The sequence below is a fragment of the Variovorax sp. V93 genome (assembly GCF_041154485.1).
Classification (GTDB): domain Bacteria; phylum Pseudomonadota; class Gammaproteobacteria; order Burkholderiales; family Burkholderiaceae_C; genus Variovorax; species Variovorax beijingensis_A.
Genome location: NZ_AP028669.1, coordinates 3,543,955 through 3,570,632 on the forward strand (window position 1 = coordinate 3,543,955; position 26,678 = coordinate 3,570,632).

General features: G+C 68.8%; 29 protein-coding genes. 16 read left to right on the top strand and 13 right to left on the bottom strand.

Features of this window, described 5'->3' with window-relative positions; translation table 11 throughout:
• The first annotated feature begins 1 nt into the window (after position 1).
• Positions 2-967, top strand: coding sequence for a hypothetical protein (locus ACAM54_RS16805; RefSeq protein ID WP_369648314.1), 966 nt, complete (start codon positions 2-4; stop codon positions 965-967).
• Between the two features lie 52 nt (positions 968-1,019).
• On the opposite strand, the gene ACAM54_RS16810 is transcribed toward ACAM54_RS16805, so the two are convergent.
• Both ACAM54_RS16810 and ACAM54_RS16815 read right to left on the bottom strand, forming a co-directional pair.
• Positions 1,020-2,018, bottom strand: a complete 999-nt coding sequence (locus ACAM54_RS16810; protein ID WP_145747247.1) for an Hsp33 family molecular chaperone HslO — start codon at positions 2,016-2,018, stop codon at positions 1,020-1,022.
• A 34-nt stretch (positions 2,019-2,052) separates the two neighbouring features.
• A complete protein-coding gene (locus ACAM54_RS16815; RefSeq protein WP_062366495.1) occupies positions 2,053-2,577 on the bottom strand; it encodes a gamma carbonic anhydrase family protein in 525 nt (174 codons plus the stop codon).
• A 37-nt stretch (positions 2,578-2,614) separates the two neighbouring features.
• Here ACAM54_RS16815 and ACAM54_RS16820 point away from each other — a divergent pair, with 37 nt between their 5' ends.
• The gene (locus ACAM54_RS16820; protein WP_369648315.1) at positions 2,615-3,427 is read left to right on the top strand and encodes a ferritin-like domain-containing protein; all 813 of its coding nucleotides are present in this window, start codon (positions 2,615-2,617) and stop codon (positions 3,425-3,427) included.
• A gap of 9 nt (positions 3,428-3,436) precedes the next feature.
• On the opposite strand, the gene ACAM54_RS16825 is transcribed toward ACAM54_RS16820, so the two are convergent.
• From ACAM54_RS16825 to ACAM54_RS16860, 8 genes are all read right to left on the bottom strand, one after another.
• A complete protein-coding gene (locus tag ACAM54_RS16825; protein ID WP_369648316.1) occupies positions 3,437-3,913 on the bottom strand; it encodes a MaoC family dehydratase in 477 nt (158 codons plus the stop codon).
• Between the two features lie 42 nt (positions 3,914-3,955).
• The gene (locus tag ACAM54_RS16830; RefSeq protein ID WP_369648317.1) at positions 3,956-5,089 is read right to left on the bottom strand and encodes an acetyl-CoA C-acyltransferase; all 1,134 of its coding nucleotides are present in this window, start codon (positions 5,087-5,089) and stop codon (positions 3,956-3,958) included.
• Between the two features lie 95 nt (positions 5,090-5,184).
• Positions 5,185-5,775: a TetR/AcrR family transcriptional regulator gene (locus ACAM54_RS16835; RefSeq protein ID WP_369648318.1), complete on the bottom strand. Its 591-nt coding sequence runs from the start codon at positions 5,773-5,775 to the stop codon at positions 5,185-5,187.
• 44 nt (positions 5,776-5,819) lie between these two features.
• The gene (locus ACAM54_RS16840) at positions 5,820-6,791 is read right to left on the bottom strand and encodes a Bug family tripartite tricarboxylate transporter substrate binding protein (RefSeq protein WP_369648319.1); all 972 of its coding nucleotides are present in this window, start codon (positions 6,789-6,791) and stop codon (positions 5,820-5,822) included.
• 23 nt (positions 6,792-6,814) lie between these two features.
• On the bottom strand, positions 6,815-7,297 hold the full coding sequence (locus ACAM54_RS16845; protein WP_369648320.1) for a DUF72 domain-containing protein: 483 nt from the start codon (positions 7,295-7,297) through the stop codon (positions 6,815-6,817).
• Positions 7,281-7,562 carry a DUF72 domain-containing protein gene (locus ACAM54_RS16850; RefSeq protein ID WP_369648321.1) on the bottom strand — a complete coding sequence of 94 codons (282 nt, stop codon included), beginning with the start codon at positions 7,560-7,562 and terminating at the stop codon, positions 7,281-7,283. Before ACAM54_RS16850 ends, ACAM54_RS16845 begins: the two co-directional genes overlap by 17 nt.
• Positions 7,537-8,448: a site-specific tyrosine recombinase XerD gene (gene xerD, locus ACAM54_RS16855; protein ID WP_369648322.1), complete on the bottom strand. Its 912-nt coding sequence runs from the start codon at positions 8,446-8,448 to the stop codon at positions 7,537-7,539. Before xerD ends, ACAM54_RS16850 begins: the two co-directional genes overlap by 26 nt.
• 66 nt (positions 8,449-8,514) lie before the next feature.
• Positions 8,515-9,489, bottom strand: coding sequence for a tripartite tricarboxylate transporter substrate binding protein BugE (locus tag ACAM54_RS16860; RefSeq protein WP_369648323.1), 975 nt, complete (start codon positions 9,487-9,489; stop codon positions 8,515-8,517).
• A 106-nt stretch (positions 9,490-9,595) separates the two neighbouring features.
• Here ACAM54_RS16860 and ACAM54_RS16865 point away from each other — a divergent pair, with 106 nt between their 5' ends.
• Entirely contained in the window at positions 9,596-10,513 is a 918-nt protein-coding gene (locus ACAM54_RS16865) for an AEC family transporter (protein WP_145747238.1), read from the top strand.
• Positions 10,514-10,519: 6 nt separating this feature from the next.
• Here the strand turns inward: ACAM54_RS16865 and queG are convergent, their stop codons facing one another.
• Positions 10,520-11,596: a tRNA epoxyqueuosine(34) reductase QueG gene (gene queG / locus ACAM54_RS16870; protein WP_369648324.1), complete on the bottom strand. Its 1,077-nt coding sequence runs from the start codon at positions 11,594-11,596 to the stop codon at positions 10,520-10,522.
• Here queG and tsaE point away from each other — a divergent pair.
• The 3 genes from tsaE (at position 11,582) to ACAM54_RS16885 (ending at position 14,076) form a co-directional block, all read left to right on the top strand.
• Positions 11,582-12,091, top strand: a complete 510-nt coding sequence (tsaE, locus tag ACAM54_RS16875; RefSeq protein WP_192327252.1) for a tRNA (adenosine(37)-N6)-threonylcarbamoyltransferase complex ATPase subunit type 1 TsaE — start codon at positions 11,582-11,584, stop codon at positions 12,089-12,091. The genes queG and tsaE overlap by 15 nt on opposite strands.
• Positions 12,088-13,653, top strand: a complete 1,566-nt coding sequence (locus tag ACAM54_RS16880) for an N-acetylmuramoyl-L-alanine amidase (RefSeq protein WP_369648325.1) — start codon at positions 12,088-12,090, stop codon at positions 13,651-13,653. The genes tsaE and ACAM54_RS16880 overlap by 4 nt, the downstream gene beginning before the upstream one ends.
• Positions 13,654-13,785: 132 nt before the next feature.
• Positions 13,786-14,076, top strand: coding sequence for a glycine zipper domain-containing protein (locus ACAM54_RS16885; RefSeq protein ID WP_369648326.1), 291 nt, complete (start codon positions 13,786-13,788; stop codon positions 14,074-14,076).
• A gap of 57 nt (positions 14,077-14,133) precedes the next feature.
• Here ACAM54_RS16885 and ACAM54_RS16890 read toward each other — a convergent pair whose 3' ends face one another.
• The gene (locus tag ACAM54_RS16890) at positions 14,134-14,802 is read right to left on the bottom strand and encodes a DedA family protein (protein ID WP_012748562.1); all 669 of its coding nucleotides are present in this window, start codon (positions 14,800-14,802) and stop codon (positions 14,134-14,136) included.
• A gap of 61 nt (positions 14,803-14,863) precedes the next feature.
• On the opposite strand from ACAM54_RS16890, the gene ACAM54_RS16895 reads away from it, so the two are divergent.
• The 5 genes from ACAM54_RS16895 (at position 14,864) to ACAM54_RS16915 (ending at position 20,872) form a co-directional block, all read left to right on the top strand.
• A complete protein-coding gene (locus tag ACAM54_RS16895; RefSeq protein ID WP_369648327.1) occupies positions 14,864-16,081 on the top strand; it encodes a dienelactone hydrolase family protein in 1,218 nt (405 codons plus the stop codon).
• 56 nt (positions 16,082-16,137) lie between these two features.
• Positions 16,138-18,021 carry a DNA mismatch repair endonuclease MutL gene (gene mutL / locus ACAM54_RS16900; protein WP_369648328.1) on the top strand — a complete coding sequence of 628 codons (1,884 nt, stop codon included), beginning with the start codon at positions 16,138-16,140 and terminating at the stop codon, positions 18,019-18,021.
• A gap of 185 nt (positions 18,022-18,206) precedes the next feature.
• A complete protein-coding gene (locus tag ACAM54_RS16905) occupies positions 18,207-19,205 on the top strand; it encodes an alpha/beta hydrolase (protein ID WP_145747588.1) in 999 nt (332 codons plus the stop codon).
• A gap of 33 nt (positions 19,206-19,238) precedes the next feature.
• Positions 19,239-20,225, top strand: coding sequence for a tRNA (adenosine(37)-N6)-dimethylallyltransferase MiaA (miaA, locus tag ACAM54_RS16910; protein WP_369648329.1), 987 nt, complete (start codon positions 19,239-19,241; stop codon positions 20,223-20,225).
• Positions 20,222-20,872 (top strand): ABC transporter ATP-binding protein, encoded by a 651-nt coding sequence (locus tag ACAM54_RS16915; RefSeq protein ID WP_369648330.1) that lies wholly within the window; start codon positions 20,222-20,224, stop codon positions 20,870-20,872. Before miaA ends, ACAM54_RS16915 begins: the two co-directional genes overlap by 4 nt.
• Positions 20,873-20,897: 25 nt before the next feature.
• Here the strand turns inward: ACAM54_RS16915 and ACAM54_RS16920 are convergent, their stop codons facing one another.
• Positions 20,898-21,854, bottom strand: coding sequence for a threo-3-hydroxy-L-aspartate ammonia-lyase (locus ACAM54_RS16920; protein WP_369648331.1), 957 nt, complete (start codon positions 21,852-21,854; stop codon positions 20,898-20,900).
• A gap of 114 nt (positions 21,855-21,968) precedes the next feature.
• On the opposite strand from ACAM54_RS16920, the gene ACAM54_RS16925 reads away from it, so the two are divergent.
• The 5 genes from ACAM54_RS16925 to ACAM54_RS16945 all read left to right on the top strand — a co-directional run bounded on the left by ACAM54_RS16925 (position 21,969) and on the right by ACAM54_RS16945 (position 26,657).
• On the top strand, positions 21,969-22,673 hold the full coding sequence (locus ACAM54_RS16925) for a GntR family transcriptional regulator (RefSeq protein WP_369648332.1): 705 nt from the start codon (positions 21,969-21,971) through the stop codon (positions 22,671-22,673).
• On the top strand, positions 22,670-23,545 hold the full coding sequence (locus tag ACAM54_RS16930) for a phytanoyl-CoA dioxygenase family protein (RefSeq protein WP_369648333.1): 876 nt from the start codon (positions 22,670-22,672) through the stop codon (positions 23,543-23,545). The genes ACAM54_RS16925 and ACAM54_RS16930 overlap by 4 nt, the downstream gene beginning before the upstream one ends.
• Before the next feature lie 4 nt (positions 23,546-23,549).
• Positions 23,550-24,911, top strand: coding sequence for an NAD(P)H-dependent oxidoreductase (locus ACAM54_RS16935; RefSeq protein ID WP_369648334.1), 1,362 nt, complete (start codon positions 23,550-23,552; stop codon positions 24,909-24,911).
• Positions 24,912-25,059: 148 nt separating this feature from the next.
• The gene (locus ACAM54_RS16940) at positions 25,060-25,431 is read left to right on the top strand and encodes a YciI family protein (protein ID WP_369648335.1); all 372 of its coding nucleotides are present in this window, start codon (positions 25,060-25,062) and stop codon (positions 25,429-25,431) included.
• Positions 25,428-26,657, top strand: a complete 1,230-nt coding sequence (locus ACAM54_RS16945; RefSeq protein ID WP_369648336.1) for an RNA polymerase sigma factor — start codon at positions 25,428-25,430, stop codon at positions 26,655-26,657. The genes ACAM54_RS16940 and ACAM54_RS16945 overlap by 4 nt, the downstream gene beginning before the upstream one ends.
• Positions 26,658-26,678 lie beyond the last annotated feature (21 nt).

Below are 26,678 nucleotides of genomic sequence, written 5' to 3' on the forward strand. Positions count from 1 at the left end.
GATGTTCCCGCCTCGTTTCTCTCGCCCTTGCGGCTTCCTCCTGGCCGCGCTGCTGGCCACGGCTGCCACGGCCGCGCCCGTCGCGGCCACCGTGGAGAACGCCACCACGGCCACCGCCTGCGCCGAGGAAGACAATGTCTCGCTGGTGCTGCGCGGCGAAGGCATCCGGCGCATGCGCGTCGAGGCGCTGCAGCCGGCCTATCTCGACAGCATCGGCAACGACACCACTGCGCCCGATTTCTCGGGCTGCAACTTCGACGGCGGCGCGCATCCCACCGATCCCGCGCACAAGTTCAAGCCGCGCCGCGTGGTGCTGCTCGACGACGCGCAGTGGCGCATCGTCGGCATGACGCTGCCCAGCTTCTGGCGGCCGCAGCAGGTGCCGGTGCGCGTGGGTGCGCGCACCGACCGCGGCTTCCACCTGCTGCAGATCTTCCGCAAGGAAGAAGGCAAGGCGCTCGAAGCGCTGGTGCTCTACCCGGCCGACGGCTATTGGCGCATCAAGCCGCTGCCGCAGGCGCGCTTCGGCGACGGGGTGTATGGCTCGTCGTTCCTGCTCGGCCCGGTCGAACAGGGCAGCCGGCCGGTGGTCGACATCGCGTCGATCCGCATCGTGCCGAAGCCGCTGGCCATCCACCTGCGCTTCGTCGGCGGCGGCAGCGCCGTGGCCAAGGTGTCCGAGATCAGCCGCGAGCGCACCGCGCTCGACGTGACGCTTTCCAAGCCCACGGCCAGCGCGCGGCCCTTTGCCGTGCTGCGCTCGATGTACGTGGCGCCCGACAACGCCGACGTGAGCGAGCTGCGCTGGCAGGAATCGCCCGGGGCCGCGGAACAGGTTCTGCCGCTGCCCGAGGTGAAGACGCTGAACGCCACGCAGGTGCGCTTCGGCCGCAGCCTGCCTTCGCGCCACAACACCAGCGCACCCGACATCGCGTTCAGCGATTTCGACGACAAGGCGCCGCGCTGAGCGAGCGCGCGGCCGGCACATCGGCGCACCGAACCTCGCTCGGCGAAGAGCGTTACTGGACGATCGGGCTGCCCGGAATCTGATCCGTCGGCGGCCTGAAGATCTGCGCCGCATCGACTGCATCGAAGCGGTACTGCTTGCCGCAGAAGTCGCAGCCCACCTCGATGTCGCCGCGCTCGGCCAGGATTTCCTCCGCCTCCTCGACGCCGAGCCCCCGGATCATCTGCGCCACGCGGTCGCGCCCGCAGGTGCACGCGAAGTGCGGGCCCAGCAGGCCCGCCTGCGGCTCGAAGCGCAGCAGCTTTTCTTCCCAGAACAGGCGGCGAAGAATGGTCTCGATGTCGAGCGTGAGCAGTTCGTCGCGCGTGAGGCTCGAGGCGAGGATCGAGATGCGGTTGTAGTCCTCGTTGCGGCCGATCTGGTCCTGGTTGGTCTGGTCGTGGTCCTTGCCGGACGTGCCTTCGAGATTGCCTTCACCCTTCATCGGCAGGCGCTGGATCAGCAGGCCGGCCGCCACCTGGTCGTCGGCCGCGAGCACCAGCGTGGTGTCGAGCTGCTCGCTCTGCAGCATGTAATGCTGCAGCACGTCGCTGAGCCGGCCGAGCTTCTCGCCCTCGTCGTCGAATAGCGGCACCACGCCCTGGTAGGGCGTCGTGCCCGGCAGCTTGTCCTTGGGGTCGAGCGTGATGGCGCAGCGGCCCTTGTTGCCGACGTTGACCATCTCGGGCAGGCGCGCATCGGCCGGCAGGTCGCCGATCACCTTGGCGGTAGCGCGCAGGCTCAGGTCGGGCTTGGCTTCGGCCACGGCCACCTTGACCGGGCCGTCGCCGAAGATCTGCAGGATCAGCGCACCGTTGAACTTGATGTTGGCCTGCATCAGCGTGGCCGCGGCCGTCATCTCGCCGAGAAGTTCGGCCACCGGCGGCGGGTAGGCGCCGGTGGCGGTGTTGGAGGCGCGCCGCGCCAGGATTTCCTGCCACGCATCTGTCAGGCGCACGATCATGCCGCGCACCGGCAGGCCATCGAACAGGAATTTGTGCAGCTCGCTCAAAACGGATTCTTCTTTCTGTTGGGCCTGCGCAGTGTCAGGCGATTTTCTTCAAGCCCTTCGCATAGCGAATGGCATTTGCTACGTAATGGTCGGAGCCGTGCCGCAGTCGGGCAGCGTCTTCGTCGCTGATCGTGCGCATCACCTTGGCGGGCGAGCCGAAGATCAGGGAATTGTCGGGAAACTCCTTGCCCTCGGTCACGACGCTGCCGGCGCCAACAATCGAATTGCGGCCGATCTTCGCGTTATTCAAGACCACGGCCTGGATGCCGATCAGCGAGTTGTCGCCGATGGTGCAGCCATGCAGCATGACCTGGTGGCCGATGGTGACGTTCTCGCCGATGGTGAGCGGGCTGCCGGGGTCGGAATGCAGCATCGACATGTCCTGCACGTTGCTGTTGCGCCCGATGGTCATCTTCTCGTTGTCGCCGCGCAGCACCGCGCCGAACCAGATGCTCGCGTTGTCGCCCAACTGCACGTTGCCGATCACCTCCGCGCTGTCGGCGACCCATGCACCGGTGCCGAGTTGCGGCGCAACGCCGTCGAGTTCATAGAGGGCCATCGTGGAGTCTCCGGGGGCAAAACCTAGAATTGTAGGGATGCACCCCCGATTGAGCGCGCTGGCCGCGCTGCGACTCACCGACCCTGAACAGAAGATTGCCGCAACGCGCGCCACCGCTGCCCTCGCCGCTACCGATTCCATAGCAACCGACCCTCTGCGCGTCGTGGGCGATGACATCGGCGTGCCGGGCCGCCCCGAACGGCCGCTGCGCGTGGCCGCCACCGCCGTGCAAAAGCGCTCGCCTTTCACGCCCGAAGGCCGCGCCGCGCTGATCCATTCGATCTGCCACATCGAGTTCAACGCCATCAACCTCGCGCTCGACGCCGTCTGGCGCTACGACGGCATGCCCGAGGCCTACTACCGCGACTGGCTGCGCGTGGCCGACGAGGAAGCGCAGCACTTCACACTGCTGCATGCGCACCTGCAGGACATGGGCTGGCGCTATGGCGACTTCCCGGGCCACGACGGGCTCTGGAGCATGTGCGAGAAGACGAAAGACGACGTGCTCGCGCGCATGGCGCTGGTGCCGCGCACGCTCGAGGCACGCGGGCTCGACGCCACGCCGCTCATCCAGGCCAAGCTCAGGCGCGTCGACACGCCCGATGCGCTGCGCGCGGTCGAGATCCTCGACATCATCCTGCGCGACGAGGTGGGCCATGTGGCCATCGGCAATCGCTGGTACCGCTGGCTCTGCAAGCGTGCGGGCCGCGACCCCGAGGCGACCTATCCCGAACTCGTGGCGCGCTACGAAGCGCCGCGCCTGAAGCCGCCCTTCAACCTCGAAGCCCGCGGCCGGGCGGGCTTCAGTGCCGAGGAGCTGCGCGCGCTCTCGGCCGCCGCCAAGGACTGAACGGGAGGCCTACGCGGGCCTGGCGTGCACCACCAGCTTGGGCGTGAAGTACTGGAGCACCTCGCCGCGCTGGTTGAGCGTGCGGCAGCGCATCGTCACCATCGCGCGGCCGGGCTTGGAGCGCGAGGGCGTGATGTCGAGCACCTCGCTCACCACGTGCAGCACGTCGCCGGGCCGCGTCGGCTTGGGCCACTGCAGTTCGCCGCCCGAGCCGATGATGCCTTCGGCCAGCGGAATGCCGCTTTCCACCATCAGCTTCATGGTGAGCGCCGCCGTGTGCCAGCCGCTGGCCGCAAGGCCGCCGAAGAAGGTGTTCTTCGCGGCCTCTTCGTCGGTGTGGAAAGGCTGCGGATCGAACTGCGATGCAAAGGCCTTGATCTGCGCCGCGTCCAGCGCGTATTCGCCGCTCTGGAAGCGGTCGCCGACCGACAGGTCTTCGAGATACAGCGCGCGCTTGGCGTCCGTGTCGTCAGGGAGTGCCGCCATGGGAGTTCCTTGTAGTGCCTGCGCGCATTCTCGAACAAGCGCTCAGACGCGCTCGAGAATCGTGGCAATGCCCTGCCCGCCCCCGATGCATTGCGTGGCCAACGCATAGCGGCCCTTCTCGCGCGCGAGCAGCGACGCCGCCTTGCCCGTGATGCGCGCACCGGTCGCACCCAGCGGATGGCCGATGGCAAGGCCGCCGCCGTCGAGATTGATCTTCGCCGCATCGAGGCCGAGATCGCGGATGCAGGCCAGCGCCTGCGACGAGAAGGCCTCGTTCAGTTCGATCACGTCGAGGTCGGCGGCCCCGAGCCCGGCGCGCGCCAGCGCCTTGCGCGTTGCGGGAATCGGGCCGATGCCCATGATGGCCGGATCGACGCCCACGGTCGCGAACGACCGGATGCGCGCGAGCGGCTGCAGGCCGTGCTTCGCGGCGAAGGCATCGCTGGTCACGAGCACGGCGGCGGCGCCGTCGGTGAGCGGCGAAGAGGTGCCGGCCGTCACCACGCCATCGGCACGGAACGCCGGCTTGAGGCCCGCCAGCGCCTCGGCCGAGGTGGCCGGGCGGATGCAGCCATCGACATCGACCATCTCGCCCGAAGCCAGGCGCACCGGCACGATCTCGCCCGCCAGACGCCCTTGCGCGCGCGCGGCGGCGGCCTTGCGGTGCGACTCGACGGCGAAGGCCTCCTGGTCGGCACGGCTCACGTTCCAGCGCTGCGCGACGTTCTCGGCGGTGTCACCCATCGAGATGTAGGCATCGGTGCTTTCCTTCAGCTCCGGGTTCGGCGAGAAGTTGAAGCCGCCCTGCGGCACCATCGTCATCGACTCCACGCCCACGCACAGGAAGGCCTCGCCCATGCCCGCCTCGATCTGCGCCGCGGCAATGTGCACCGCCTGCATCGACGAGCCGCAGAAGCGGTTCACCGTCATGCCGCCCACCTCGTGCGGCAGGCCGGCCAACAGGCCGACGATGCGCGCGAGGTTGTTGCCCTGCGAGGCCTCGGGGTAGGCGCAGCCCAGGATGATGTCTTCGAGCAGCGCGGGATCGAGGTCGGTGCGCTGCAGCAGGCCGCGAACCACGCCGGCGGCCAGCGTGTCGGGGCGCACCTCGGCGAGCACGCCCTTCTTCGCGAAGTGGAAAGGCGAGCGCGCATAGGCGGAAATGACGGCTTTCATGGGAACACTCCTTGATCAAAACCCTACCATCCAATCGGTAGGCAACGAGGTCAAAAAATAGGCACGCGCTGCGTGCCCGCGATGCCGCCCGGCGATCAGCCAGGCAATGAACTCCTGAGCTGCGCAATGGCCTCGTCGAAGTCCTCGACGCGTCCCGTCATGCGCGATGCGAGCAGCGCGCCCTGGCACACCGCAAACACATAGGCCGCCTGCGATGCAAGCGATGCACCCTTCTTCTGCCGGGCCGGCGCCAGCGTGCCCAGCACGCCGGTGAGCCACAACACCTGCGTGTTGCGCAGTTCCTGCACGGCCTCGCGCAGTTCCTTGTCGATGCAGTCCCAGCCGGGCGTCAGTGCCCCCGCGGGACACATGCCCGAGCCCGCCTTGAGCGTGTCGCGGTACATGCGGAAATAGGATTCGAGCGCGTCCTTCGGCGTGCGCACCCGCGCCGCGTCCCAGTCCTTGAAGAGCTGCGTGGCCTGGCGGATCACCGCGATGCCGAGCGCTTCCTTGGTCGGAAAGTGGTGGTACAGGCTCGCCTTGCGGACGCCGACCGCATCGGCCACGTCCTGGAAGCTGAAACCCAGGTAGGAACGCGTTTCGATCAGGTGCCGCGCCACCCCGAGGATCTGCTCCCGGGTGCTGCCGGCGGCGAGTGCGGTCGAGGAAGCGATGGCGCTGCTCATCTACCTACTATAAGGTAGGGAAATTGAGCGCGCAAGCCGCAGGGTCAATCGGCCTTGATGTTCGCGGCCTTCACGATGCGCGCATTGCCTTCGAACTCCGAGGCGATCTCCGCGGCGAAGGCCGAGGGGCTGCCTCCGGTCGGCACGTTGTCGGTGGCCGTGAGCTTGGCGCGCAGCTCGGGGCTGGCCAGGGCCTTGTTGATCTCGGCGTTGTACTTCTCGATCAATATGGGCGGCGTGGCCGCGGGCGCAAAGACGCCGAACACCGAATTGATGTTCGCCGCCTTGAAGCCCAGCTCGCCCAGCGTGGGCACCTGCGGCAGGCTCTCGAGCCGCGCCGGCGCACCCACGGCCAGCGGACGCAGCTTGCTCGACCGGATGTGCGAAGTGAGCGTGGGGCTCGCGTTGCTCGAGAGAATCTCGAACTGGCCGCCAAGCGCATCATTGAGTTGCTGGCCGCCGCCCTTGTAGGGCACGTGCGTGATGTCCACGCCCGCGGCCGCCTTCACCTGCTCGAGCACGATGTGGCCGAGCGATGCCGGCCCCGAGGTGGCCCAGCGCACCGCGCCGGGCTGTGCCTTGGCATCGGCGATCAGCGCGCGGAAGTCGCGCGCCCTGCTGGCCGGCGTGGCGATCAACAGCACCGGCGAATACATCACGCTCGCCACTGGCGCGATGTCCTTCAGCGGATCGAAAGGCAGCTTGCCGAGGTGCGGACTCAGCACCAGCGGGCTGATGGCCGAGAAGCCCAGCGTGGCACCGTCGGGTGCCGCCTTGGCGACGGCATCCATGCCGATGGCGCCACTGGCGCCGGCGCGGTTGTCGACCACCACCGTGGTGCCCATCTGCGCGGCGAGCCTGTCGCCGAGCGCACGCGCGACCACGTCGCTGACGCCGCCCGCGGGGTACGCCACGATGAGGCGGATGGTCTTGGGAACGGCCTGGGCCTGGGCCACGGCGGCAGTACAGAGCGTCGCGGCGGCGAAGAGCCACGACGGCTTGAACGGAAAATGCATGATCTCGAAAAAAGCTGAACGGATCAGCCATTCTGAACCAGGCGCGCGAGCGTCATCGCATTGCCCACCGCCGCGCCGCCCGCGGTGTTGTCGAGGATGCACCAGCACGCGGCGCCCTCCTCCCGCGCTTGCATCAAGCGCTGTGCGAGCCGCGCGAGCAGCGCATTGTCGTAGGCCGACCAGTAGCGCCGCGGCGATCCGTGCAGCCGCAGATAGACGAGGCCGGGCCATCCGCCGGGCGCGGCCGCTTCGCCGAACAGCACCGGATCGGCCAGCACCCGCCCGATGCGCCAGCGCGCCAGCAGCGACTCTGCCGCGGGCACGAACCAGCTGCGGTGCCGCGGCTCCAGCGCCACCGCCCCGCCGTGCCTTCGCCGCAGGTCGGCAAGGAACCGGCGGACCACGCGCTCGTCGAAGGCCAGGCTCGGCGGCAGCTGCACGACCAGGCAGCCGAGCCTGTCGGCCAGCCCCATCGCCTGCGCCAGGAATTCATCGAAGGCCGGCATTGCGCCGGCCAGCGGCCTTGGGCAGCTTGACCGCGAAGCGGAAGTCCGGGGGCGTGCTCGCGGCCCAGCGCGCGTAGGTCTCGCGCCGGTGCGGGCGGTAGAACGAGGTGTCGATCTCGGCCGCGCCAAAGCGCTGTGCATAACGCTGCAGGTGCGAGCCCTCGGGCGGGAACTCGCTCCACAGCGCGCGCGGCAGGCTCCAGCCAGCGCAACCGATGCGCAGCGATGCGGGCAGCGGCTCAGCCGCGTGGATGGTGTGCGGCATGCAGTTGCTTGAGCCGTTCGCGCGCCACGTGGGTGTAGATGGTGGTCGTGGAAATGTCGGCATGGCCGAGCAGCAGCTGCACCGCGCGCAGGTCCACGCCGTGGTTCAGCAGGTGCGTGGCGAAGGCATGGCGCAGCGTGTGCGGCGACAGCGGCACGTGGATGCCGGCCGCGGCGGCCTGCTTCTTCACGATGATCCAGAACATCACGCGCGTCATGCCCGCGCCGCGCGCGGTCACGAACAGGTCGGGCGTCTGCTGCCCATCGAGGATGGCGGGGCGCGACTCTTCCAGGTAGCGCTCGATCCAGCGCCGCGCCTCGCCGCCGAAGGGCACGAGGCGCTCTTTGCTGCCCTTGCCGAGCACGCGCAGCACGCCGTCGTTCAAACTCATGTCGATGACCTTGAGCGCCACCAGCTCGCTCACGCGCAGGCCGCTCGCATACATCAGCTCGAGCATCGCGCGGTCGCGCAGGCCGAGCGGGGTTTCCACGTCGGGTGCGGCCAGCAGGTCGTCCACCTGTTTTTCCGACAGCGTCTTGATGGCCCGCGGCATCTGCCGCGCGGGCGCAAGCCGGATGCTCGGATCGGCCGCGATGCGGCGCTCGCGCAGCGCCCAGCGGTAGTAGCGCTTGAACACCGTGAGCCGCCGGTTGGCCGAGGTGGCCTTGCCCTTGGTCGACAGGCGCGCACCCATGTAGGCCTGCAGGTCGGACTCCTGCGCCGTATCGAGCGCGCCGCCGCTGCGCTGGCTGCCAAGCCACTGCGCGAACAGCGCGAGGTCGCGGCGGTAGGCGGCCAGCGTGTTCTTCGACAGCCCGTCCTCGAGCCAGAGGGCATCGATGAAGTCGTCGATCTCGGGGGTTCGTGTGGCGGCGGCCTCGGTCATGCGCTGCAAGATAACAAAAAGAAAAGCCGCCCGTGGCGCGGGCGGCTTCGGCAGGGTTGGCGAGGCTCAGTCCAGCTTGAGCTTCTGCTTCACCACCACCTGCTTGTAGACCTCGTATTCGGCCTTGATCTGCGCGGCGAACTGCTCGGGCGTATTGGCCACGATCAGCGAACCCGTGTCTTCGATGCGTTTCTTCACGGCCGGGTCTTCCACCGCCTTCTTCACGCCGGCGCTGATCTTGTCGACCACTTCCTTCGGCAGGCCCTTGGGGCCGAGGATGCCGTAGTACGCCATGCGGTTGACCGGCTCGAGCCCCACTTCCTTGAAGGTCGGCACGTTGGGCAGCGCGGCCAGGCGCTGCGGCGCCGACACCACGATGGGCACCAGCCGGCCGCTCTGGATGAAAGGCATGGCCGAGGGGATGTTGTCGAACATGATCGGCACCTGGCCGGCCACCACGTCGTTCAGGGCCGGGCCCGCGCCGCGATAGGGAATGTGCGTGACGAAGGTGTTGGTGAGGCTCTTGTAGAGCTCCATCAGCAGGTGGCCGATGCCGCCGGTGCCCGACGAGGCATACGAATACTTGCCGGGATTCTTCTTGAGCTCGGCCACGAATTCCGCGTAGTTCTTGGCCGGGAAGCTCGGGTTGACCGCAATGATGTTGGGCGTGGCCGCGATGTTGATGATCGGCGTGAAATCGTTGATCGGGTCGTACGGCACCTTGGGATTGATGGCCGGGTTGGCGGCCGTGCTCGAGACCGTGGCAACGCCGAGCTTGTAGCCGTCGGGCGTAGCGCGCGCCGTTTCGGCCGCACCCACGATGCCGCCGCCACCCGCGCGGTTGATCACCACCACCGGCTGGCCCAGCACCTTGCCGAGTGGATCGGAAATCACGCGCGCCACGATGTCGGTCGTGCCGCCCGGTGCAAAGGGCACGCTCAGTTCGACCGGCTTGTTCGGGTAGCCCTGCGCGAAGCTCTGGCCCGCAGCCGCGACCAGCGCGGCGGCTCCCACCATGGCGCCCCATTGACGACGTTGCATCTATAACTCCTTGATTGACTGATTGATGTCGAAAAACCAAAGCCCCGGATGCTAGCGGCTTCGCACCTCGCCGGTGCTGTGGATTACCCATGGTCCGCCGCGGTTTATGCTCGAGGCGGTGAACTTCGCACAGCTGCTCTTTCCGGATTTTTCGCTCATTGCCATCGGCTGGTTGCTTTGCCGCTACACGGCGCTCGACCGCCGCGTCTGGGACCAGGTCGAAAGCCTGGTCTACTACTTTCTATTTCCGGTGCTGCTGTTCCACTCGATCGTGCGCAGCCCGCTCGATTTTGCCGCCACCTCGAGCCTGCTCACCGCGGGCGTGGGCATCGGCCTCAGCGGCATCGCGATGGCCTACGCGCTGCCCCATGTGCCCGGCCTGCGCTCTCACATCGACCGCCGCGACCATGCGGCCAGCGCGCAGATCGGGTTCCGCTTCAACTCCTTCATCTGCCTTGCGCTCGCCGAGCGGCTGGCCGGTGCGCAGGGCCTGTTGCTGATCGCGGTGCTGATCGGCGTGTGCGTGCCGATGTTCAACATCGCGGCCGTCTGGCCGATGGCGCGGCATGCGCAGAGCGGCTTCGCGCGGCAGCTGGTGCGCAATCCGCTGATCGTCGCCACGCTGGCCGGCCTGCTGGCCAACGTGCTGGGCTTCACCGTTCCGAACTGGGCCACGCCCACGCTCGCGCGCATCGGCGCCGCTTCGCTCGCGCTCGGCCTGCTGGCCGCCGGCGCGGGCATGCAGTTCGCGAGCCTGGGGCGCGGCAAGGTGCTTGCGGTGTCGGTGCTGTCCATACGGCACCTGCTGCTGCCGCTGGTGGCATGGGGCCTGTCTCTCGCGCTGCGGCTGGACGCGACGCAGGCTGCCGTGCTGATGGCGTTTTCCGCCGTGCCCACGGCCTCGAGCGCCTATGTGCTGGCAGCGCGCATGGGCTACAACGGACCGTACGTGGCGGGTCTCGTGACCCTGTCCACGCTGCTGGGCGTGGCGAGCCTGCCGTTTGCGCTGGCGCTGCCGCGCTGAGTTGGTTCAGCGCCCGGGGCGCTGCGCCAGCGCCCACGCCACGTGCTCGCGCACCAGTTCGCTCGGGTCCGATGCCCGCGTGGCCAGTGCCTCTGCGGCGCCGCTCTCGCCCGCACGCAGTGCGTTTCCGAGGGCCACGGCGATGTTGCGCAGCCAGCGTTCATGCCCGATTCGGCGGATCGGGCTGCCCTCGGTGAAGCGCAGGAAATCTTCCTCGCTCCAGGCAAAGAGCGCGGCCAGCGACTGGCCGGTCAGCCCTTCGCGCGCATCGAAGTCGGGCAGCGCGCTCTTCTTCGCGAACTTGTTCCAGGGGCAGATCAGCTGGCAGTCGTCGCAGCCGTAGATGCGGTTGCCCATCAGGGGCCGAAGCTCCAGCGGGATCGGGCCGCCGTGCTCGATGGTGAGATACGAAATGCAGCGCCGCGCATCGAGCCGGTATGGCGCGACGATGGCCTTTGTCGGGCACACGTCGATGCAGGCGCTGCAACTGCCGCAGTGCGCGCTGACCGGCTTGCTTTCGGGCAGCGCCATGTCGACGTAGATCTCGCCCAGGAAGAACATCGAGCCCGCGCTGCGGTCCAGCACCAGCGTGTGCTTGCCGCGCCAGCCCTGGCCGCTGCGCGAGGCAAGCTCGGCTTCGAGCACCGGCGCCGAATCGGTGAAGGCGCGATGGCCGAACGGGCCCACTTCCTCGGCGATGCGCTCGGCCAGTTTGGCCAGCCGCGCACGCATCACCTTGTGATAGTCGCGGCCGCGCGCATAGACCGAGACGATGGCTTCGCCGGGGCGCGCGAGGCGATCGAACTCCACGGCCTGCCAGTCATCCGGCGGCGTGCCGCGCGGCAGGTAGTCCATGCGCGCCGTGATGACGCTCACCGTGCCCGGCACCAGCTCGGCCGGCCTGGCGCGGCGCGTGCCGTGCGTTGCCATGTATTTCATCTCGCCATGGAACCCATGGGCCAGCCATTGCATCAGACCTTCCTCGGCGCTCGATAAATCGACGCCCGCGATTCCGATTTGGGAGAATCCGAGTTCCCGGGCCAATGCCTGAATACGAGCAACGAGTGGATGGCTGACGATCACTTGCCGATTGTAGAAACGCCGAAGAACGCCGGCCGCACGCTGCACTGGCGCAGCGAGGACGACACCGGCGCCTTCGCGCGCGCGCTGGCGGCCTCGCCCGCGCTGCGCGATGCCTTCATCGCGCTGCACGGCGACCTCGGCGCCGGCAAGACCACCTTCGTGCGCCACCTGCTGCGCGCGCTCGGCATCGAGGGCCGCATCAAGAGCCCGACCTATGCCGTGGTCGAGCCGCACGAAGCGCCCGACGGGCTTGCCATCTTCCATTTCGACTTCTACCGCTTCAACGATCCGCGCGAGTGGGACGACGCCGGCTTCCGTGACATTTTCGCGGGACCGGGCCTCAAGCTCGCGGAGTGGCCAGAAAACGCTGCCGGCCGCACACCAATTGCCGACCTCGCTATTAAAATAGAAGCAATGACAGACGACACACGCAGCGTGACCCTCCTGGCGAACACTCCCCGCGGCAGCGACCTGCTGACGCAGCTCGGCGCATGAAGGCCAGCGGCCTCAAACGGCGTGTGCTGCTGCAGGGCGGCAGCATCGCGCTGATGCTCGGCGTGCACCAGATCGCGCGCGGCGCCACCATCCTCGCGGTGCGCGTGTGGCCCGCGGCCGACTACACGCGCGTGACCATCGAATCCGACGCGCGGCTGCATTCGCAGCAGCTGGTCGTGGGCAGTCCGCCGCGGCTGGCGGTGGACATCGAAGGCATCGACCTCAACCCCGAGCTGCGCGACCTGGTCGGCAAGATCAAGCCGGGCGACCCGTACATCAACGGCCTGCGCGTCGGCCAGAACGCACCCAAGGTGGTGCGCATCGTGTTCGATCTCAAGCAGGCCGTGGTGCCGCAGGTGTTCTCGCTGGCGCCCATTGCCGCGTACAAGCACCGGCTGGTGCTCGACCTCTACCCCGAAAAAGCCATCGACCCGATGGAAGCGCTGATCACCGAGCGCCTGCGCGAAGCACCGCGCGGCAGCAGCTCCGGCGGCAACAACGGTGCCGTGGCGAGCGCGCCCGCGGTGCCGCCGCCGGCCGCGCCCTCCTCGGGCCTCGCACCCGACGGCGGGCCGCCGATCCTCGTGCGGCCTTCGCCCAACGTGCCCGCGCCGCGCCCTGTGCCCGACAGCATCGCGCCATCTCCGGCCCGCCCGCCGGCCCCGCCGGCCACGGCGGCCGGGCCCGCACCCGACCCGCTGGGCGAGCTGATGGCGCAGCAGTCGACGCGGCCCGGCCCCGTCATGCCGCCCGCGCCGCCCATTGCGCCTGCCGTACCTGCGGCGCCTCCCGCGCCCGTCGCGTCCGCGCGCGGCGGCGCCACCGCGAGCCGCACCGACCGCATCATCATCGTGGCGCTCGATCCCGGCCACGGCGGCGAAGACCCGGGTGCCATCGGCCCCAACGGCACGCGCGAAAAAGACATCGTGCTGCAGATCGCGCACCGCCTGCGCGACCGCATCAACGCCAGCAGCGTCAACGGCAACCCGATGCGCGCGTTTCTCACGCGTGACGCCGATTTTTTCGTGCCGCTGGGTGTGCGCGTGCAGAAGGCACGGCGCGTGCAGGCCGACCTCTTCGTGAGCATCCACGCCGATGCGTTCACCACGCCCGCCGCGCGCGGCGCGAGCGTCTTTGCGCTCAGCCAGAGCGGTGCCTCGAGCAGCGCCGCGCGCTGGCTCGCCAACAAGGAAAACGAAGCCGACAAGGTGGGCGGCGTGAACGTCGGCAACCATGAAGTGCAGGTGCAGCGCGCGCTGCTCGACATGAGCACCACGGCGCAGATCAACGACAGCCTCAAGCTCGGCGGCGCCATGCTCGGCGAGATCCGCGGCATCGGTGCCCGGCTGCACAAGCCCGCGGTCGAACAGGCCGGCTTCGCGGTGCTCAAGGCGCCCGACATTCCCAGCGTGCTGGTCGAAACGGCATTCATCAGCAACCCCGAAGAAGAAGCGAACCTGCGCAGCGTCAGCTACCAGGAGAGCCTTTCCGATGCGCTGATGCGCGGCATCCAGCGCTACTTTGCGCAGAACCCGCCGCTCGCGCGCAGCCGCCAGCTCTAGGCCTCGCTCGCCCTGCTGTCCCACGCCGAGCGGCCCGAGGCAACGCACAGCCAAGCGCGGCAGGCTCCTACACGGCGGGGTGGTGCCTTTTGTCCATCATGGCTGCATCACTCTAGAAAGGTGGACACCATGATGATGAAGGCACGAATCTGGACGACCGCGGCAGCGGCAACCGCGGTCATGGCGCTGGCGGGTTGCGCATCCGGTCCCAACCAGAACCTGGGCACCGGCATTGGCGCGCTTGGCGGTGCGGCGGTGGGCCACGCCATCGGCGGCAACACCGGCAGCACGCTGGGTGGTGCAGCCATTGGTGGTGTGATCGGCAATCAAGTGGGTCGCAGTGTGGACGAACGCAACTACTACGAGAGCCAGCGCGCGTATCCGCCGAGCGGCTATTACCCCTACAACGGGCCGAGATACTGATCCGATTCCACTCTCATCGAAGCGCGCCACGGGCGCGCTTTTTTTGTCCGGTACCGATCAAGCCTTCGAAGGCAATTGCGCGCGCGCCTTCTCTGCGCGCGATGCACGCCAGGCACCGAAGATCGCGATCAGGCCCGGCACGAAGATCAGCGCCCAGATGATCTTGTCCAGATGCTCGCGCACGAACGGCAGGTTGCCGAAGAAGTAGCCCGCCGTCGCGATGCCCAGCACCCAGATCAGCCCGCCCACCACATTGAACATGGTGAACTTCGCGCGGCTCATTTCCGCCACGCCGGCCACGAAGGGTGCGAAGGTGCGAATGAAGGGCATGAAGCGCGCAAGGATGATCGTGATGCCGCCATAGCGCTCGTAGAACGCGTGGGCCTGGTCGAAGGCCTTGCGGTTGAAGAAGCGCGAGTCCTCCCACTTGAAGACCTTGGGCCCGAAGTAGCGGCCGATGCTGTAGTTGCACTGATCGCCCAGGATGGCCGCGGCAATGAGCACCGCGCAGGCCAGCGGAAAGCTCATGAGCCCCACGCCGCACAGAGCACCCACGATGAACAGCAGCGAATCGCCGGGCAGGAAGGGCATCACCACCGCGCCGGTCTCCACGAACACGATCAGGAAGAGCAGCGCATAGACCCAGGGGCCGTAGGCCACGACGAAGGCCTCGAGGTGTTTGTCGACGTGCAGGATGAAGTCGACGAGAAAGCTGATGATTTCCATGGTCGCGGATTATCCTTGCTGCGCGCCGCATGGCGTCCCATGACGAATTCGGAGATCCAACATGACAGGTCGATACATCCAGATCGAAGCCACCGACGGCAGCGGCAGGTTTCGCGGCTACCTGGCCTTGCCACGCTCGGGCAGCGGCCCCGGCCTCGTGATTGCGCAGGAGATCTTCGGTGTCAACCACACGATGCGCGAGGTGGCCGACTACTACGCCGAGGAAGGCTACGTGGCGCTCGTGCCCGACCTGTTCTGGCGCCAGCAGCCCGATGTGGAGCTCGGCTACAGCGAGGCCGACTGGCAGCGCGCCTTCGGCTTCTACCAGGGCTTCGACGAGGCCCGTGGCATGGAAGACATGCAGGCCTCCATCAGCGCGCTGCGTGCCCGGCCCGAAGTGAGCGGCGCCAAGGTCGGTGTGCTCGGCTTCTGCCTGGGCGGCAAGCTGGCCTACCTGGCGGCCTGCCGCACCGACGCGGACGTGTCGGTGGGCTACTACGGCGTGGGCATCGAGGCCGCACTCGACGAGGCCGACCAGATCAAGCGGCCGCTCACGCTGCACATCGCCGAGCTCGACAAGTTCTGCCCGCCCGAAGCCCGCGAGCGCATCGTGCAGGCGCTGCGGGACCGCCCCGGCGTGACGCTGCACGTCTACCCCGGCGTCGACCATGCCTTCGCCCGCGCCGGCGGCGAGCACTTCCACAAGCCCTCGGCGCTGATGGCGCACGAGCGCAGCATTGCCGCGCTGAAGGCCGCCATCGGCCCGCACTACGACCTCTCGGCGCTGTGGGACAAGCACTGCGAGTACGAGTTCGGCACCCGCAACGTCGACGACACCATGTCCACCATGGTGGCCGAGCCTTACGTCAACCACATTCCCACCATGACCGGCGGCGTGGGCTACCAGGCGCTGCACAGCTTCTACAGCAACCACTTCGTCAACAGCAATCCCCCCGACACCACGCTCGTGTCGATCTCGCGCACGGTGGGCGCCACGCAGGTGGTGGACGAGCTGCTCTTCAGCTTCACGCACACCACCGAGATTCCGTGGATGCTGCCGGGCGTGGCGCCGACCGGCCGGCGCGTGGAGATTCCGCTGCTGGCGGTGGTCAAGTTCCGCGGCGACAAGCTCTACCACGAGCACATCTACTGGGACCAGGCCAGCGTGCTGGTGCAGGTGGGCCTGCTCGACCCGAAGCTGCTGCCGGTGGCGGGCGTGGAAACGGCGCGCAAGCTGCTGGACGAAACGCTGCCGTCGAACACGCTGATGCCGGGCTGAAAGGCCTCTCCGGGGAGGGCGGCGCCGCGGCGCCAGCCGGCTTCTAGAATGCTCGCGTGAGTGCCCTTCCCTCTTCCATTCCGTCCCCCGAACGCCGCCCGATCCGCGAACTTCCCGACGAGCTGATCAGCCAGATCGCCGCGGGCGAAGTGGTCGAACGCCCGGCCTCCGTGGTGCGCGAGCTGCTCGACAACGCCCTGGACGCCGGTGCGCGCCAGGTCACGGTGCGGCTGGCTTCGGGCGGCGTGCGGCTGATCTCGGTGGAGGACGACGGCCAGGGCATTCCGCGCGAAGAACTCACGGTGGCGCTGCGCCGCCATGCCACCAGCAAGATCGCGAGCCTGAACGATCTCGAGACCGTGGGCACCATGGGCTTTCGCGGCGAGGCGCTCGCGGCCATCAACGCCATTGCGGAGCTCAGCATTCTTTCGCGCTTTGCGGGCGCCGATGGTGCCTTCGCGCTCGACGGCCGCACCGGCGAACTGCGGCCGGTGGCCCGCGCGGTCGGCACCACGGTCGAGGTGCGTGAACTGTTCTTTGCGACGCCGGCGCGGCGCAAGTTCCTGAAGACCGACGCCACCGAGCTGGCCCACTGCATCGAGGCCGTGCGCCGCCACGCGCTGGCGCGGCCCGAAGTCGGCTTTTCGGTGTGGCACGACGGCAAGCTGATGGAGCAGTGGCGCGCCGCCGAGCGGCGCGAGCAGCGCCTGGCCGATGCGCTCAGCGACGACTTCGTGGCGCAGAGCGTGGCCGTCGAGCACTTGGGCGGCGCGGTGCGCGTGGCCGGGCGTGCCGGCATTCCGGATGCGGCGCGCTCGCGTGCCGACCAGCAGTTCTTCTACGTCAACGGCCGTTTCGTGCGCGACAAGGTGCTCTCGCATGCCGTGCGCAGCGCCTATGAAGACGTGCTGCACGGCCAGCGCCAGCCCGTGTATGCGCTGTACCTCGACATCGACCCGTCGCGCGTCGACGTGAACGTGCATCCGACCAAGATCGAGGTGCGTTTTCGCGATGGCCGCGAGGTGCACCAGGCGGTGCGCCATGCGATCGAGAACGCGCTTGCGGCACCGCGCGCGGGCGATGCCGTCGCGCCGGCAGCACCGCAGCCCTTTTTCAAGCCGAACGTGCCCGCTTCGGGTGCGACCTGGGCCCAGCCGGGCATCAATTTCGTCGCGGCGGAGCGCGGCGCCGGCGATTTCGAGGCCATGTGGCCCCAGCGGACCGGCGGATCGGAGCCCGACTCCGAAACCGGCGGTTCTTCACCATGGCCCGCCGCCGCTGCGGCGTTCCGGGCCCCTGCCATGGGGCAGCCGGCCGAATCGACGGCCCCGAGCGCCCTGTCCACCAACGAGCAGGCCTGGCCGCTGGGCCGCGCGCTGGCGCAGCTGCAGGGCATCTACATCCTGGCCGAGAACAGCCAGGGCCTGATCGTGGTCGACATGCACGCGGCGCACGAACGCATCGTCTACGAGCGCCTCAAGACCCAGCTCGACGGCGCCGCCATCACGAGCCAGCCGTTGCTGATCCCGGCCACATTCGCGGCCACGCCCCAGGAAGTGGCCACCGCCGAGGCCTGCGCCGCGGTGCTGCCGACTTTGGGGCTGGAAATCACGCCGTTCTCGCCGCGCACCCTTGCGGTGCGCGCGGTGCCGGGTACCCTGGCCGATGGCGATCCGGTGGAGCTCGCGCGCAGCGTGCTGGCCGAGCTGGCGCAGCACGACGCCAGCACCGTGGTGCAGCGGGCGCAGAACGAATTGCTCTCGACCATGGCCTGCCATGGTGCGGTTCGGGCCAACCGCAAGCTCACGATCGACGAAATGAACGCTTTATTACGTCAAATGGAAGCCACCGAGCGTTCGGACCAGTGCAACCATGGCCGACCGACCTGGCGGCAGCTGTCGATTCGGGAGCTGGACGCGCTTTTTATGCGCGGCAGATAGCAAATCAGGGCATTTTGAGGGTTTTTCCGGGGTTTTTGGCCGTCATCCGGAAAGTGGGCACGGGCGTTGCGTATGTAGAACAAAGTGCCACTCGAGGGCACTTGGGGGGAAGTGCTGGGGCGCAGTGTCGGCGCGCTCCATGCCCGAGCATGAACTTTCCGCCGGCTTCGCTGTCCCTCTAGTCCATGAAACGCTGGTCCCTCCTTGCCTCCGTTCTTTCGCTGTGCGCCCTTCTGGCCGCCGGCTGTTCCACATTCGACGAACAGCAACGCGAGTGGATCTTCCAACCCAGCGACCGCAGCTGGGGCAACACCGCCACCATGACCGAGGGCATGCAGGACGTCTGGATCGACTTCCAGTCCTCCATCACCGGCGAATCCGCCCGCCTTCACGGCCTCTGGCTCGGCGGCGAGCCAGAAACCACCGACCGGCCGGTCATGCTGTACCTGCACGGCGCCCGCTACAACGTGGCCGGATCGGCGCCGCGCATCCAGCGCATGCACGAGCTCGGCTTCTCGGTGCTGGCCATCGACTACCGGGGTTTCGGCAAGAGCTCCAAGGGCCTGCCGTCGGAAGAATCGGCGCGCGAGGACGCCCGCGCCGCCTGGACCTGGCTCGCGGCCCGTCATCCGCGGCAGCACCGCTACATCTTCGGCCACTCGCTCGGGGGCGCCATCGGCATCGACCTGGCCGCCAGCGTCAACGACGAGAGCGGCACCATCGTCGAAAGCACCTTCACCTCCATTGCCGACGTGGTGAGCGGCTTCAAGTGGGGCTGGCTGCCCTTCGGCCCGTTCATCACGCAGCGCTTCGAGGCGATCAACCGCGTCAAGGACATCGGCGCGCCGCTGCTGGTGGTGCATGGCACCGCCGACAGCCTGATCAATCCCACGCTGGGCCGCAAGCTCTACAACGCGGCCACCGTGCCCAAGCTCTTCGTGCTAGTGGAGGGTGGATCGCACCACAACACCAATTCGATCGGCGAGGCGCAATACCGCTCGGCGTTGTCGCAGCTGTTCCGCATGAAGCCGGAGACCACCCTGGCTTCGCGGCAAGGGGAAGGCACGCCCGTGCTGCGCGGCACGCCATCGCTGCCGGCCGCGCCGACCGCTCCGCGCACCGATTCGCCGGCCCTGCCGCAGGAAGCGCGCGCCAAGGCCAGCGCCAGCGCGCAGGCGATCTGAGGCTTCCGATTTTGTTGTTACCCTCGGGCGCTTATGCCGCCCTCCGCTGCCGCCTCCGGCCTTCCTGAAAACCCCACATACATCGCGCTCGCGGGGCCGACCGCCTCCGGCAAGACGGCGGTGGCGCTCGCGCTCGCGCGGGTGCGCCCGATCGAGATCGTCAGCGTCGATTCCGCGCTGGTCTACCGCGGCATGGACATCGGCACCGCCAAGCCGAGCCCGGCCGAGCAGGCCGCCGTGCCGCATCACCTGATCGACATCCTCGACCCGCGCGAAAGCTACAGCGCGGCCGCCTTCGTGGCCGATGCGACGCGGCTGATCGGCGAGATCCGCGCCCGCGGCGCACTGCCGCTGCTGGTGGGCGGCACCATGCTCTATTTCAAGGCACTGTTCGACGGCATCGACGCCATGCCCGCGGCCGACGCGGCCGTGCGCGCGCGCATCGATGCCGAAGCCGCCGCGCTGGGCTGGCCCGCGATGCATGCACGGCTCGCCAAGGTCGACCCTGCGACGGCCGCGCGCCTCGCGCCGCAGGACAGCCAGCGCATCCAGCGCGCGCTCGAGGTATGGGAGAGCAGCGGCCAGCCGCTGTCGAGCTTCCATGCGAGCGACAACAAGGCCGCGAAGGCAGTGGATGGCGGCGTTCTCTTTTCACTCGAACCCGAGGACCGCGCGTGGCTGCATGCGCGCATTGCCGAGCGCTTCGACGCCATGCTGGCCGCCGGCTTCCTCGACGAGGTCAGGGCGCTGCGCGCACGCGGCGACCTGTCGACCGAGCTGCCCTCGATGCGCTGCGTGGGCTACCGGCAGGCCTGGGAAATGCTCGACGCCTGCGGCGGCGCGCAGCCCGATGCCAAGGCCATGGACGAGCTGCGCGAACGCGGCATCGCGGCCACGCGCCAGCTCGCCAAGCGGCAGATCACCTGGCTGCGCAGCATGCCGGCGCGCACCGTCATCGCCTGCGACGCGCCCGATGCCGTGCAAACGGCCGTTCAACGCATGGCAGGCACCACCGCATGACGCTGCGCATTTCCGGGCTCGCCAAGCACTACGGCGACGTGCCCGTGTTCGAGAACGTGGCGCTCAGCGTCGAACCCGGCGAGTTCGTCGCGATCGTGGGCGAATCGGGCGTCGGCAAGTCGACGCTGCTCAACTGCATGGCCGGGCTCGACCACTGGGACGCGGGCACGGTCATGCACGACGGCACCGACATCGGCGCGCTCGACGGCGAAGCCTGCGCGCTCTGGCGCCGGCGCCATGTGGGTTTCGTGTTCCAGGCCTTCCACGTGCTGCCGCACCTGGACGTGGCGCAGAACGTCTCGCTGCCGCTGATGCTGCTGGGCGGCAAGCGCGATGAAGGCCGCGTCGCGCACATGCTCGACGCGGTGGGCCTGCCCGGCATGGGCGCGCGCCTGCCGCAGACGCTCTCGGGCGGCCAGCTGCAGCGCGTCGCGATCGCGCGCGCGCTGGTGCACCGGCCCGCCCTGCTGCTGGCCGACGAGCCCACCGGCAACCTCGACCCGGGCACCGCTTCGAAGGTGATGGAACTGCTGATCGGCCAGACGCGCGAGCACGGCGCCTCGCTGGTGCTGGTGACGCATTCGGAGAGCGCGGCAGCCCGCGCGGACCGCCTGCTGCACCTCACGGCCGAGGGAATACGCGCCTGAGCGAGCTAGGGCCTGTTAACAGGCCCTAGGCGAGCAGTGCCGCGTAGCGCGAGAGGTCGACGTTGCCGCCGCTGACCACGATGCCCACGCGCTGGCCCGCGATGGCCTTGCCCGCCGCAATGGCGCCCGCGAAGGCGAGGCAGCCGGTCGGCTCCACCACGATCTTCATGCGCTCGGCAAAGAAGCGCATCGCCTCGACGAGCTGCTCGTCGGTCACGGTGAAGATGTCGTCCACGTCGCGCCGGATGATGCCGAAGGTGTAGGCGCCCAGGTGCTGCGTCTGCGCGCCGTCGGCAATGGTCTTGGGCGTGTCGATGTGCACGATCTTGCCGGCGCGCAGCGATTGCTGGCCGTCGTTGCCGGCCTCGGGCTCCACGCCGTAGACCTTGCAATCCGGCGCCAGCGCACGCGCCGACAGCGCCGAACCCGACAGCAGCCCGCCGCCGCCCAGGCACACGAACAGCTGGTCGAGCGGGCCGGCTGCCTCGATCAGTTCCTTCACCGCCGTGCCCTGCCCCGCGAGCACGTCGGGATGGTCGTAGGGCGGGATCATCGTCATGCCGCGCTCCTGTGCGAGCCGCTTCGTGAGCGCCTCGCGGTCTTCGGTGAAGCGGTCGTACATCACCACTTCGGCGCCATAGCCCTTGGTGGCCGCGACCTTGGCAGCCGGCGCGTCCTTGGGCATGACGATCACGGCCGGCATCGACAGGAGCCGGGCCGACAGCGCAACGGCCTGCGCATGGTTGCCCGAGGAGAACGCGATCACGCCGCCCTTGCGCTGCGCGGCGTCGAACTTCGACAGCGCATTGAATGCACCGCGGAACTTGAATGCGCCCATGCGCTGGAAGTTCTCGCACTTGAAGAAGAACTGCGCGCCCCAGCGTTCGTTGGCGGTGGTCGATTGCAGCACCGGCGTGCGGTGGGCATGGCCTTCGAGCCGCGCGGCCGCGGCGATGACGTCGTCGTAGGTAGGGAGTTGCATGGGCCGAGCTTAGCGGCGGGTTACGTTCTTTTGCAGGCCCCATGGGTAAAAACCCGGGATACGCGGCGGCCTCGAATTCCGTACTCTGTATACAGAGTTCGAAGAAAGCCGTCCATGCCAGCCCAGCTCGTCAGCATCGAAGCCGCGCCCGACCTCGTCGACCAGGTCTATCGCGCCCTGCTCGGCGCCATCAGCAGTGGCGCGCTGGCGCCCGGTGAGCGGATCACGCAGGAAGACATCGCGCAGCGCCTGTCGGTGTCGCGCCAGCCCGTGCTGCAGGCGCTGCGCCTGCTCAAGAAGGACGGCTTCGTGCATGACGCGCCCGGCCGCGGCGTGCTGGTGGCGCCGCTCGACGCCGACTGGATGCGCAAGGTCTACCAGGTGCGCGGCGCGCTCGACGTGCTGGCCGCGCGGCTCGCGGCCGCACAGCGCTTTCGCATCGATCCCAGGCTGATGGAACGCGGCCGCCGCGCGGCGCGCGGGCGCAACGTCGAAGCCATGATCGATGCCGACATGGCCTTCCATCAGGCCATCTACGAAGCCTCGGGCAATCCGCTGATCGGCCAGAGCGCGGACCAGCACTGGCGCCACCTGCGCCGCGCGATGGGCGCGGTGCTGCAGGCCGAGCCGCAGCGCGAGACGCTGTGGGACGAGCACGAAGCCATCGCCGCCGCCATTGCGGCCGGCCATGCGCAGCGCGCCGCGCAGCTGAGCGAGGAACACGTCGCCCGGGCCAGCGAGGCACTGGGCCGGCGGCTCGCGCAGCAGCTCGCACGCGCCGCGTCCACCATCCCCACCCGCAAAGGAGACAAGGCATGAAGTTGACCCCCGAGCAGCGCGCGCAATTCGAGCGCGACGGCTACCTGTTCTTCCCCGGCCATTTCTCGCCCGAAGAAACCAAGGCGCTGACCGATGCGGTGCCCGACCTGTACAGCAGGCGCGAGGCCTTCAACGTGCGCGAGAAAGGCTCGGATGCGGTGCGCACCAACTTTGCCGCGCACCTGATCAGCGAACCCTTCGCGCGGCTCGCGCGCCATCCGCGCATGGTGGAACCGGTGATGGATCTCTTCGGCGAAGAGGTCTACATGCACCAGTTCAAGATCAACGGCAAGATGGCCTTCGAAGGCGACGTGTGGCAGTGGCACCAGGACTACGGCACCTGGCTCAACGACGACCTGATGCCCACCGAGCGCGCGATGAACGTCGCGATCTTCCTGGATGACGTGAACGAGCACAACGGCCCGCTGATGTTCATTCCGGGCAGCCACCGCAAGGGCGTGGTGGATGCAAGGCACGACCTCACGACCACCAGCTATCCGCTCTGGACGGTGGACAACGACCTGATCCGGCAGCTGGTCGACCGCGCCGGCGGCCGGCACGGCGGCATCGTCTCGCCCAAGGGCCCCGCCGGCTCGATGATCCTGTTCCACAGCTGCCTCGTGCATGCCTCGGGCAGCAACCTCTCGCCGTTCAACCGCGTGGCGGTGTACCTGAGCCTGTGCGCGGTCAGCAACCACATCCGCCGCCACAAGCGGCCCGAGTACATCGCGCACAGAAACTTCACGCCCATCGAGCTGCTGCCCGACGACTGCCTGCTGAAGCCCTACCCGGTCGAGGTGCCGTGGAAGAACGGACTGCCCGAAAGCGCGCTCAAGACCTCGCTCGAAGTCCTCGACACCGCGGAGGCCTGAAGCAATGAGCCTCCACACCCGCCTGCAGCAGCGCGCCGCCGAAGGCCGCCCCATCCGCATCGGCCTGATCGGCGCCGGCAAGTTCGGCTCGATGTACCTCGCGCAGATTCCGCGCACGCCCGGCGTGCAGCTGGTGGCGATTGCCGACCTCTCGCCCGCAGCGGCGCGCGCCAACCTCGAGCGCGTCGGCTGGAACCCGGAGCGCGCCGCGGCGGGGTCGGTGCAGGAGGCCCTGACGACGGGCAGCACCTGGATCACCGACGACTGGCAGGCCGTGACGCGCGAGCCCGCCATCGACATCGTGGTCGAGTGCACCGGCAACCCGGTGGCGGCCGTCGAGCATTGCCTGGACGCGTTTGCGCACGGCAAGCACGTGGTCAACGTCACGGTCGAGGCCGATGCCTTCTGCGGTCCGCTGCTCGCACGCCGCGCGCAGCAGGCCGGCGTGGTCTATTCGCTGGCCTTCGGCGACCAGCCCGCGCTGATCTGCGACCTGGTCGACTGGGCGCGCACCTGCGGCTTTCCGGTGGCCGCAGCCGGACGCGGCCACAAGTGGCTGCCGCACTTCACCGAATCGACGCCCGAGACCGTCTGGGGCAACTACGGCCTCACGCCCGAACAGGCGCTGCGCGGCGGCCTCAATCCGAAGATGTTCAACAGCTTTCTCGACGGCTCCAAGCCGTCCATCGAAAGCTCGGCGGTGGCCAACGCCACCGGACTCACCGTGCCTTCGGACGGCCTGCTCTACCCGCCCGCGAGCGTGGAGGACATTCCCTTCGTCACGCGCCCGCAGAGCGAGGGCGGCGTGCTCGAGCGCAAGGGCATGGTCGAGGTCATTTCATCGCTCGAGGCCAACGGGCGAAAGATCCCCTACGACATCCGCATGGGCGTGTGGGTCACGGTCGAGGCCGAGACCGACTACATCAGGAACTGCTTCGAGGAATACAACGCCCACACCGACCCGAGCGGGCGCTACTTCACGCTCTACAAGCGCTGGCACCTGATCGGCCTGGAGGTCGGCATGTCGGTGGCCAGCGTCGCCTTGCGCGGCGAGCCGACCGGCGTGGCCACCTGCTGGAACGCCGACGTGGTGGCCACGGCCAAGCGCGACCTCGCGCCCGGCGAAATGCTCGACGGCGAAGGCGGCTACACGGTCTGGGGCAAGCTGCTGCCGGCCGAGCGCTCGCTGCGCCTGGGCGGCCTGCCGCTCGGGCTGGCACACAACGTCAAGCTGCTGCGCCCGGTGAAGAAAGGCCAGAGCCTCTGCTGGGCCGACGTGGCCATCGACACCTCGACCTCCGCCTACAGGCTGCGAAGCGAAATGGAGGCCATGTTCGCGCCCGCCGGCCAGGCCAAGGCAGCCTAAAGAATTAAGTAGCCCAACCATTGCGCCACGCGTCAACAGCGTAAAAAATCATCTGCTCGACACGGAAGCCGTGTCGAAATGACCGGCAGCGGGCCGTCATTGTGGTGAGCGATCCTGCTCAGCCTCTTTTCCACGATGGAGAGACACCATGCAGTACATGTTGATGTTCTATCAGCCCGCGGCCGAATTCGAACAACGGAACGACGCGTCCTCGCAGGCCTACCGGGCCAGCTGGGTGGCGTATGCCGATGCGGTGCGCCAGTCGGGCATTTCGCTCGGCGGGCACGGCCTCTTCCCGCCGATGACCGGCACCACGCTGCGCGTGCGCGGCGACAAGCGGCAGGTGCAGGACGGCCCCTTCGCCGACACCAAGGAGCAGCTCGGCGGCTACTTCGTGGTGGACGTGCCGGACCTCGATGCCGCGCTCGAATGGGCGGCCCGCGCACCCTGCGCGGCCAGCGGGGGCGTGGAGGTGCGGCCGGTCTTCACGGCCACGGCCATCGCGGCGGCCGCACCGTGAACGACCCGGCGGCTCACCAGGCCGCCGAACGTGCGGCGCGCGAGTCGTACGGCCGCCTGCTGGCCATCCTGTCCGCGCGCACGCACGACATCGCGGCATCGGAAGACGCGCTCGCCGAAGCCTTCGCGCGCGCGCTGGAGCGCTGGCCGGCCGACGGCATTCCCGCGCAGCCCGAGGCCTGGCTGCTCAGCGTGGCGCGGCACCGCAAGCTCGACGCCTGGCGCCACAGCCGCGTGCAGGACGAGGCGACCCAGTCCCTGCTGCTTTTGGCCGGCGAGATGGACGATGCGCCCGAGGGCGCGGCGGTTCCTGACGAGCGGCTGCGCCTGATGTTCGTCTGCGCGCACCCCGCCATCGACGCGGCGGCCCGCGCACCGCTGATGCTGCAGGCCGTGCTCGGGCTCGACGCGGCCCGCATGGCCGGCGCCTTTCTCACCGCGCCTTCCACGCTGGGCCAGCGGCTGGTACGGGCCAAGGCGCGCATCCGGGCCGCGGGCATTCCCTTCGAGTACCCGCAGGCGCGCGAGCTTCCGCAGCGGCTGCAGGACGTGCTGGACGGCATCTACGCCGCCTACGGCACCGGCTGGGACGATGTCGACGGCGCCGACGCCCTGCCGCGCGGCCTCACCGCCGAAGCCATCGACCTCGGCCGCATCCTGTGCAGCCTGATGCCCGACGAGCCCGAGCCGCTGGGCCTGCTCGCGCTGATGCTGTTCTGCGAGAGCCGCACCGCGGCCCGGCGCAGCGAAACCGGCGCCTACGTGCCGCTCGACCAGCAGGACCCGCTGCGCTGGAACCCCGACCTGCTCGCGGAAGCCGAACGCTGCCTGCGCCGGGCCTCGGAGATGAAATCGCTCGGCCCCTACCAGTTGGAGGCAGCGATCCAGTCGGCCCATTGCGAGCGCCGCGTCGGCGCACCGGTGCCGCCCGAAGTGCTGGTGTCGCTCTACGAAGGGCTGCTGGCGCTGCGGCCCAGCATCGGTGCCCAGGTCAGCCTGGCCTGCGCGCTGGCCAATGCGCGCGGCCCCGACGTCGGCCTGCGCGCGCTGGAGGCCATTCCGGCGGCCGAGGTGCAAAGCTACCAGCCGTTCTGGGCCGCCCGCGCCCACCTGCTCGCGGCCGGCGGTGCGCGCGCGGCGGCGCGCCAGGCCTATGACCGCGCGATCGGCCTCAGCAGCAACGCCGCCGTGCGCGCCTATCTGAACGCAATGTCGGAACGGCTCTGACCTTCAGCGCCGGAGGACCGG

Coding starts and splice junctions, on each gene's coding strand:
- ACAM54_RS16805 (WP_369648314.1), top strand. CDS start 2: ATGTTCCCGCCTCGTTTCTCTCGCCCTTGCGGCTTCCTCCTGGCCGCG.
- ACAM54_RS16815 (WP_062366495.1), bottom strand. CDS start 2,577: ATGGCCCTCTATGAACTCGACGGCGTTGCGCCGCAACTCGGCACCGGT.
- ACAM54_RS16820 (WP_369648315.1), top strand. CDS start 2,615: ATGCACCCCCGATTGAGCGCGCTGGCCGCGCTGCGACTCACCGACCCT.
- ACAM54_RS16825 (WP_369648316.1), bottom strand. CDS start 3,913: ATGGCGGCACTCCCTGACGACACGGACGCCAAGCGCGCGCTGTATCTC.
- ACAM54_RS16830 (WP_369648317.1), bottom strand. CDS start 5,089: ATGAAAGCCGTCATTTCCGCCTATGCGCGCTCGCCTTTCCACTTCGCG.
- ACAM54_RS16835 (WP_369648318.1), bottom strand. CDS start 5,775: ATGAGCAGCGCCATCGCTTCCTCGACCGCACTCGCCGCCGGCAGCACC.
- ACAM54_RS16840 (WP_369648319.1), bottom strand. CDS start 6,791: ATGCATTTTCCGTTCAAGCCGTCGTGGCTCTTCGCCGCCGCGACGCTC.
- ACAM54_RS16845 (WP_369648320.1), bottom strand. CDS start 7,297: ATGCCGGCCTTCGATGAATTCCTGGCGCAGGCGATGGGGCTGGCCGAC.
- ACAM54_RS16850 (WP_369648321.1), bottom strand. CDS start 7,562: ATGCCGCACACCATCCACGCGGCTGAGCCGCTGCCCGCATCGCTGCGC.
- xerD (WP_369648322.1), bottom strand. CDS start 8,448: ATGACCGAGGCCGCCGCCACACGAACCCCCGAGATCGACGACTTCATC.
- ACAM54_RS16860 (WP_369648323.1), bottom strand. CDS start 9,489: ATGCAACGTCGTCAATGGGGCGCCATGGTGGGAGCCGCCGCGCTGGTC.
- ACAM54_RS16865 (WP_145747238.1), top strand. CDS start 9,596: ATGCTCGAGGCGGTGAACTTCGCACAGCTGCTCTTTCCGGATTTTTCG.
- tsaE (WP_192327252.1), top strand. CDS start 11,582: ATGGCTGACGATCACTTGCCGATTGTAGAAACGCCGAAGAACGCCGGC.
- ACAM54_RS16880 (WP_369648325.1), top strand. CDS start 12,088: ATGAAGGCCAGCGGCCTCAAACGGCGTGTGCTGCTGCAGGGCGGCAGC.
- ACAM54_RS16885 (WP_369648326.1), top strand. CDS start 13,786: ATGATGAAGGCACGAATCTGGACGACCGCGGCAGCGGCAACCGCGGTC.
- ACAM54_RS16890 (WP_012748562.1), bottom strand. CDS start 14,802: ATGGAAATCATCAGCTTTCTCGTCGACTTCATCCTGCACGTCGACAAA.
- ACAM54_RS16895 (WP_369648327.1), top strand. CDS start 14,864: ATGACAGGTCGATACATCCAGATCGAAGCCACCGACGGCAGCGGCAGG.
- ACAM54_RS16905 (WP_145747588.1), top strand. CDS start 18,207: ATGAAACGCTGGTCCCTCCTTGCCTCCGTTCTTTCGCTGTGCGCCCTT.
- miaA (WP_369648329.1), top strand. CDS start 19,239: ATGCCGCCCTCCGCTGCCGCCTCCGGCCTTCCTGAAAACCCCACATAC.
- ACAM54_RS16915 (WP_369648330.1), top strand. CDS start 20,222: ATGACGCTGCGCATTTCCGGGCTCGCCAAGCACTACGGCGACGTGCCC.
- ACAM54_RS16920 (WP_369648331.1), bottom strand. CDS start 21,854: ATGCAACTCCCTACCTACGACGACGTCATCGCCGCGGCCGCGCGGCTC.
- ACAM54_RS16925 (WP_369648332.1), top strand. CDS start 21,969: ATGCCAGCCCAGCTCGTCAGCATCGAAGCCGCGCCCGACCTCGTCGAC.
- ACAM54_RS16930 (WP_369648333.1), top strand. CDS start 22,670: ATGAAGTTGACCCCCGAGCAGCGCGCGCAATTCGAGCGCGACGGCTAC.
- ACAM54_RS16935 (WP_369648334.1), top strand. CDS start 23,550: ATGAGCCTCCACACCCGCCTGCAGCAGCGCGCCGCCGAAGGCCGCCCC.
- ACAM54_RS16940 (WP_369648335.1), top strand. CDS start 25,060: ATGCAGTACATGTTGATGTTCTATCAGCCCGCGGCCGAATTCGAACAA.